This window comes from Intestinimonas sp. HCP28S3_D6 (genome assembly GCF_052065695.1).
Lineage (GTDB): Bacteria > Bacillota > Clostridia > Oscillospirales > Oscillospiraceae > Intestinimonas.
The window spans coordinates 1-7,242 of sequence record NZ_JBQHTM010000085.1 but is presented as its reverse complement, the minus strand read 5'-3'; the positions used below and the strand labels follow the sequence as shown (position 1 = coordinate 7,242).

At 47.6% G+C, this 7,242-nt stretch carries 6 protein-coding genes and 1 pseudogene; all 7 read right to left on the bottom strand.

Features of this window, described 5'->3' with window-relative positions:
• Positions 1-71 precede the first annotated feature (71 nt).
• Positions 72-329, bottom strand: a pseudogene (locus ACTNBK_RS16320) (VirD4-like conjugal transfer protein, CD1115 family); the annotation flags it as partial.
• An 83-nt stretch (positions 330-412) separates the two neighbouring features.
• Complete coding sequence (locus ACTNBK_RS16315; protein WP_308759286.1) at positions 413-748, bottom strand: hypothetical protein; 336 nt, start codon at positions 746-748, stop codon at positions 413-415.
• Positions 745-1,872, bottom strand: a complete 1,128-nt coding sequence (locus ACTNBK_RS16310; protein WP_441147688.1) for a hypothetical protein — start codon at positions 1,870-1,872, stop codon at positions 745-747. The genes ACTNBK_RS16315 and ACTNBK_RS16310 overlap by 4 nt, the downstream gene beginning before the upstream one ends.
• Before the next feature lie 25 nt (positions 1,873-1,897).
• A complete protein-coding gene (locus ACTNBK_RS16305) occupies positions 1,898-3,541 on the bottom strand; it encodes a recombinase family protein (protein ID WP_441147686.1) in 1,644 nt (547 codons plus the stop codon).
• 75 nt (positions 3,542-3,616) lie between these two features.
• On the bottom strand, positions 3,617-3,781 hold the full coding sequence (locus ACTNBK_RS16300) for a hypothetical protein (protein WP_441147684.1): 165 nt from the start codon (positions 3,779-3,781) through the stop codon (positions 3,617-3,619).
• A 267-nt stretch (positions 3,782-4,048) separates the two neighbouring features.
• Positions 4,049-5,377 (bottom strand): VapE domain-containing protein, encoded by a 1,329-nt coding sequence (locus ACTNBK_RS16295; RefSeq protein WP_441147690.1) that lies wholly within the window; start codon positions 5,375-5,377, stop codon positions 4,049-4,051.
• A gap of 112 nt (positions 5,378-5,489) precedes the next feature.
• Complete coding sequence (locus ACTNBK_RS16290; RefSeq protein WP_441147682.1) at positions 5,490-6,719, bottom strand: serine/arginine repetitive matrix protein 2; 1,230 nt, start codon at positions 6,717-6,719, stop codon at positions 5,490-5,492.
• Positions 6,720-7,242: the final 523 nt, after the last annotated feature.

The window sequence follows — 7,242 nt, the reverse complement described above, 5'->3', positions numbered from 1 at the left end:
AGTTTGCTGTCTCCTTTCAGAATGGTGTGTCGTGACTTCATTCTACCAGAGCCTGCAAGCTATGTCTTCTTTTATGCTCTTTCCAATTTGCGCAATTTATTGTACATTATCACATCGTAGACTTCGTTGGGCTTGAGTTTGAGCCGGGCAGACAGGAACGCCTCAATGTCAAAGGCGTTTTTGGGGTCCGCATCGGCTGTGAGCTTAAAATTGGGGTGCTTGGTGATGTCGTACTTCTTGGAGAAAAACGGGCGCACACCGCGTAGCTGCAAGATACACATTCCGCCGTCCATCGTTGCGATTTCGTCCTGCGTCATCAGCTCTTTGCCACAATGTCAAGTGATGAATTCAAAAATGGGCAAAAAAATAACCCTCCTCGAAGAGGAGGGAAATGCTAATTTAAATGTTGCAGTTATTTTACCATTATTTTTTCATTAGGTCTACAAATTGGATTTATGCATAATACAACCGTTAGCGGATCAATGTCATATTCACAGGCAAGTATATTGGCATCTACCATTATACCAATTTCCCAAGCATAGGTGTTTTCTTCTTTAGGAATCTTTTGCCGACGAATATCATCATATTCTGAAAACTGTTTTTTTATAGCCGTTCTCTGTGATGCAGTTAAATTGTTGTATTGTTTTAAAACCTCATTTACTGGACATAAACTTTTAGCAAACACATTTCCAATCGTAACCCATTTTTGAAAATCCGCCTTTGATTTCAATACATATTTGATTTTCATCTAACAGTCCTCCAAAACTCTTGTACTGAAGAAAAGTGTAAAGCACCTCTTTGGTTCGTGATTGGTAATAAACTACGCACTTTTTCGCACTGTTCCTCAGAAAAATAGTAAAATGTACAAGCGTCAATTTCAGACTTATCTATTGTTTCGAATATATGAAAATCATTCCAAGGTGAAAGCCCTAAGATCACCAATTCACCGGTAATCTTAGACAATTTTTCAAAATGATAATCATCAGTAAAGGTCAGCTCCGGATGTTGTACCTTCATTTGTACTGCATATCCCATATTGGCAGTAATTGTATTTGTATCTTTGGTCCAACTATCAACATCTGCCTTTATATGCTCATCTTTTAGATATGCAGCTGCCAATTTTTCCATCGCAGAATTAGCCAAGGAATATTGTTTAACCTGAAATTCCTTGTATTCACCACAATGTGTCGATAAGGCATTTGAATACAAATAAAGGTATTGTGGATCAACCTCATATTCCTTAATAGGAGCATCCGGAAGTTGATTGCGAAAAGAAGTGGGATCATACACAGCTGCGAGTTTATCGAACTGACCATGTATATGGTATACTGGGTTTTCTACAACCGAATCGACATTGGAATCATAATTAGTTGTGAATATAGAATCAAACTGTCTTAGATAGTTAACAAACTTTTCTGGGTACAATCGATATAGCTCATTAACCTTTCCATCGTTATAGATAGCAAATAAATAGGAAATTCTCAATGCTTCTCTCACATAAAATTGATCTGGATTTACAGTTCCAGTTTTATGGCAACAAAGATCATGGAGCAAATAATAATCTTCAAAACCTATATCTGTCATTCGCAGAGTTCTAATTTTAGATGCATATTGCTCACGAAAAGACACAAGAGATGCTCTTTCGGCTGAACAATTGGCATACTGATCATACTGCCCTCTAATTACATCCCTTGCTTCCAAAAAAAGTTGCCCCAAATAATTCTTTAAAAGATATGGAAAATCTACAATTATATGAGAGGGAAAATCCTTTCTGTCACAGTTTTTCAATATTCTTAAAACAATTTGTTGTGTAGTATAATCAGTTGAATTAAACTGAATGTTGATACCATTCCCGACCAATAAATGTTTCATTTAACTCACTCTTTCATGCTATAAACTATTTCGCTATCTCTCCGACAAAATTATAGACAATCCTGACTTCCTGCGTCTTTTGCCCATTGACTTTCTTGACCTCGCCCACTAAAATCCGACTAATTAGGCGGTTTAGCACCGTTTCATCCAGTTCTTGGATGGTGGCATACTGCCGAAGCTCCCGGATAAAGGTGCGGACTTCATTTTCCTGAGCATCGGACTGCTGAAGCATTCTCATCAGTTCCTGCAAACAGCGTTGATTTTCTTCCTGCTCCTGCTCCATAGCGGCGGTTAGCTTCATAAACCGCTGCTCAGAGATCACGCCTTTGGCCTTGTCGGTATAAAGGCTCAGAAACATATCGTCAATTTCCCGGTTTCTGGCTTCCAGGCGTTCACGCTCTTTCTGCATCTCGGAAGCATCCGCCATATATCGGCGCTCCATCCGGCTGCTCAACCGCTGATAAAAGGCATCTGCATCTTTGAGTGCCATCGCTGCCAGTTCCTGAATATCTTTCAGGACGAGATTATATAAATCCCTGGCTTCGATTTTGTGACTGGTGCAGGCATTTTTGCCCAACCGGTTGTAGGTCTGGCAGATATAATACGCCTTGTCAATCGGTTCCCGCATCTCGCCGGTAAAGCGGTTTTTGCCAGTTCTGCCAACCTTCTCATACCGCACCTGCATAGATTTCCCACAGGTGGCGCAGTAGATAATGCCATGGAACAAGTTGTAGAAGGGGCAGGCATTTCCTTTCATAATAGGTGACCTGCGATCTACGATTGCCTGCACCTGTTCCCATTCCTCCGGTGTCACAATCGCTTCATGGCAGCCCTCAATGATTTCCCAGTCCTCACGAGGAATGATGTCATAGGTGTTGGAGCGAATCCCTTTCTGGTGTGTCCGGCAAACCAGATGAGCGCCCTTATAAAAAGGGTTACGCAGGATATGGCTGATTCTTGCGCCGCCCCACGCATAGTAGTTGACATCACAGGCGGTATTTCCTTTTACTCTGGTGATAGGAACCTTGTCCTCCATCAGCTGCTTGGCAATCCGCATGCAGCCCCAGCCATCCAGTGCCAGGTCATAGATTTTGCGAATCACCGGCGCAGTCTCCGGGTCAAGGATCAAATGCCCCCGATCCTCCGGGTCACGCATCAGCCCCAGGGGAGGCTGTCCGCCACAGAACTTTCCTTGTCGGGAACGGGTCATACGCCCCGCCAGCACTTTCTTGGAAATATCCCGGCTATACATATCATTCAGGATATTCTTGAAGGGCGTGATGTCCATTTCCTGACGGGTCAAACTGTCCACACCATCAGTAATGGCGATATAACGGACATTGTGTTTGGGGAAGAAGATTTCAATATAGCTGCCGGCTTCAATATAATTTCTTCCCAGTCTGGACAGGTCTTTGGTAATGACACAGCCAATTTTACCAGCCTCAATATCGGCAATCATACGCTGGAAAGCTGGACGATTGAAATTGCGGCCGGTGTAACCATCGTCCACATAATACTCATGCTGAAACATGCCATTTTTCTCGGCAAATTCCTTGAGCATAAGTTTCTGATTGCTGATACTCATGCTCTCGTTATCGCCGCCATCGTCCAGAGAAATACGGCAATAGAGGGCTGTGATTTTCTGATTGACTTGTTTTTTCCTGCTCATAGTAATCTCCTTCTATGAACAGGGACACGATATGTATATTATATCATGTCCCTGTTTTTCCTTCAACCAATTCCCTCAGCTTGCCTTGCGTTCCAGCCATTCTTCAAAGTGTTCGCAGGTTTGCCGTTCAATGAGCTGTTCAAAGGCTTCCCGCATGGTTTTATCACCTGAAAACTCCCGTATCACGATAAACTTTACTTTTTTGCTCTGCTTGTTTTCTTGCTTTTGGGTTTTCTCCATAGGCTACCTCCATAGATCAGAAAAGCCAGACAAAGGGCATCGGCAATAAAGTCCGGCAACGGACTCCGAAAAAGCTGTAACCTATCATCTGACCATCGTTTCTTACTTTTCAAATTTTCTTATGAAATCTCGTTGCTTTCGTTGTCAGAGAACAGATACCCGCCAAAAAACCTTGCTTTACGAGCGTTTATCGTATCTGCACCCCTGTTTTTGTAGCAACAAAGTCAGCAACCAGCCGACAACCTACTGGGCAACAAGCCCCGCAAATTAGGCAATCCACTCCTTTGGCAGCTCCAGTTGACGGACTTCTTCCTCGCTCAGCTCTACAAATCCACCTTCGTTGTCGGACGGTTCGTTGTCGGAAATCTCCCGTTCCCAGCCCCGCTGCCGACCATAGCCCGCAAACATTCGGGGATTGGAGAAGGGCTTCCAGCCCGTCACCACTGTGTTCATGATCTCGTTGATGTTGTGCAGCTGCCAACGCTTCGGCTCCTCAAAGGCGTGTCCCAACGCTTCCTTGAACAGCTGCTTGGAGCAGACCACATTGCCGGTGTAGTGTTCCAGAAAGCCCTGGATCTGCCCGGCCTCGGTATCCTCCGGCATGAAGTCCTTCTGAACCTCCACCAGCTGCTTCTGAATCTCCTTTGAAAACTTCATGGAATACTCTCCACTGCGGTAAATTGTCATAGCCTCCGCCCATACCTGCAACAGATATTCCCTGGAAGCGGCTTCGTCCTCCAAAATGTGAACCTCCGCTTTCTCCGGGTCAATCATCACTGGCAGGAACCGGCGGTTTCCGGCCCGGTCAAGGGGTAGGAAATCCAGCGTGTTGGAGGAACCACCGAACACACACTGCCGCAGACGGTCTTTGGGCTGGATCTCATAGGGGGTGCGGTAGGTTTCCTTTTGGCGGCTGATAAAGGAGCGGATCTCCTCAATGCTCTTGGCGTTGCTGGTGGCCAGCATCTCAGACATCTCGATGATCCAGTGGCCTTGCAACTTGGCAAACACCTTGTCATCATCCAGCTTTTTCAGGTCATCAGAGAACCACTCATCCTGTATAGCCAGGAAGCGAAAGAAGGTAGACTTTCCGGCTCCCTGGCCGCCCACCAGACAGAGCAGTTCCTCATACTTGGAACCAGGATGGAACACCCGGCGGATGGCTCCCAACAGAAAGTGTTTGAGCATTTCTTCCACATAGTTGCCCTCATCCGCCCCCAGAAAGTGATGCAGGCAGGAGCGTATCCGGGGTATGCCGTCCCAAACCAAGCCATTCAACACATCCTGAATGGGGTGATAGCAATTTTCGTTTGCTACGATAGAGAGCGCCGCCATCAGCTTCTTTTCACTGGTCAGGCAATAGTTCTGCTCAAAGTAAAGGAGCAGATATTTGACATCGGTATCGGTCAAGGCACTGGTGCTTCTGCGCCAGCCCAGATCCCGCACAATGTCCACACGGTCAGTCAGCAGATTCAGCCGGATTGCTCTCCGTAAAAGCGGATCTTGGCAAAACACCGTGCGGCAATTTCCAATGGTATTGGCCGGTTGTCCTTTTTCCGTCGTGGAAAGGCTTTCCCGCACTTCAGCAACGGTCATTTCCTCACTTTCGGCCTGCCGAGTGACAGGCACTAAACTCTGAGTTTCGCTGTTCAATGTTTCTCACCTCCTCAAGGAAAAGGCACCTGATTTGTATGCAAAATCAGATGCCTTACCGATCCATATCCTGTTTTCGCTGCCGTTGCTTTTTCCGCTTTTCCTCCCGCTGGGTGCTATCCTGTTTGGCCCTGTGCAGAAAATCCAAAATGGATTCTTTGGCCTTTTCCTGAATCTGCTGTTTGCCAGCCTGCTTGACCTCCGGCTGCATCAGCTTCTTCTGGATTTTTGTCAGCGCAGACTGCATGGCATTTTTGATTTTGGAGATCACTCCATCCAGCCGGGCAGCGGCATACTCACGCTCTTTTTGCGGTGCTTTCCGTTCCGGCGATAGTACCCAGTTTTTCGTTTCTTCCACCAACCGGAGGTCCTCCTTGTGGGTCTCCTGCCGAACGGTGTCAGTGACAACTTCCACCGCCTTGTCATAGGCAATATCCGAAACTTCCTCCACCAGTGTTTCCACATCCTCGATTTTCAGGGTCAGCTCCTCCAGCTTCTGTTCCTGAGCGACCAGCTGCTCCTTTTGCTTCATCAGGATATAGTCCTGTTTCTCCAGATACGCCCGCCCACCATAGGACGGCTCCTGCTCCAAATGCACCCCATGTTTGCGGCTGATGTCAAAGAGCATCGTCCGACAAACTGCATCAAAGGTCTGCTTGCGGTTGTTGTGTTTTCCCTTGGGCTTACTCGGATCAGGCAATTCAAAGCCCAGTTCCTCCAGCGCCTTTTCCTGCTGGGGGCACAACTCCCCATACCGGTTTTTGCAGTCAAACACATGACGCTCGTGGATATGGGGTGTGCCCTCATCCAGATGCAGCGCCCAGTCCAGAATGTGGATATGAGAACCAAAGCGCCGTTCAAACTCCTCGTAAAATTCTCTGACAATGAGTGCCAGAGTACCCGGTGGAACGGATTCTTCCATGGTGCCAATCTGGTAGATACTTTCCTCCGGGCAGGTCTTGTTGTTTTTCAAAAGATCTTCCACCGTGCGGTTGCGCTCGGTGTGTCGTGTTTTCTCATTCCGGGCATTCTGGGCATCCACATGGTCGGAATAATGCTCGTAGTAATACATCCGCTCAATTTCTTCAAAGCTGAAATCCGGCTGTTCCGGGCTCTCCCGAAGTTCCAGGGTAGTGAAGCCACGGTAGCAGTCCCAGTACACATTTTTTCTGGCTCGCTGGGCATCAATGTGTTCGCTGTTCTCCACATCAAACCGGCGATCATTGTGTCGGGGATTATAGGTGCCATGCTTGCCGGAGCGTCCGTTGTGCCGTGTCAGTTTCAAATTCCATCCCTCCAATCTCTGCTCATTTTCCCGAAGGGGGAAGTAGCGGCGAAGCCGCCAAACCTGCGGATTTCTGCGTCAGGTAATACCCAGTACGAGTTGACGCAAGGCATCAACTCTCCCTGGGCAAGGCGTTTCACCCTTGACCCGATGGGGCTGGCTGCCCTCAACCCGCCAATGGGCCTTGCCCCTTGACCCCAGCAGTGCGCTGCCGCCCCTGCACCCAGGCACAAAGGGCTTGCCGCCCTCTGTACTCCTGCCCGGAGAAGCTGACTTTCATCGCTTGTGCGGTTTCTGTCAGCTCCTCCGGCTCTGAATGCTCCTTTTGTCGCATTTCCCGGCATAGGGGATACTGGGATATCACGATACCAATTCACCGCAAAAATACCGTGTGCAGACCCGCCATTTTCCCGTGAATTGACCCGATTTCAGGCGCTCTCCTTGTCCGTCCGCAAGACCTGAAATCCGTGCTGTTTGGCGTACTCTCTGGCAGCAGCCAGCCGTTCTTCACTGTACGGCGGCA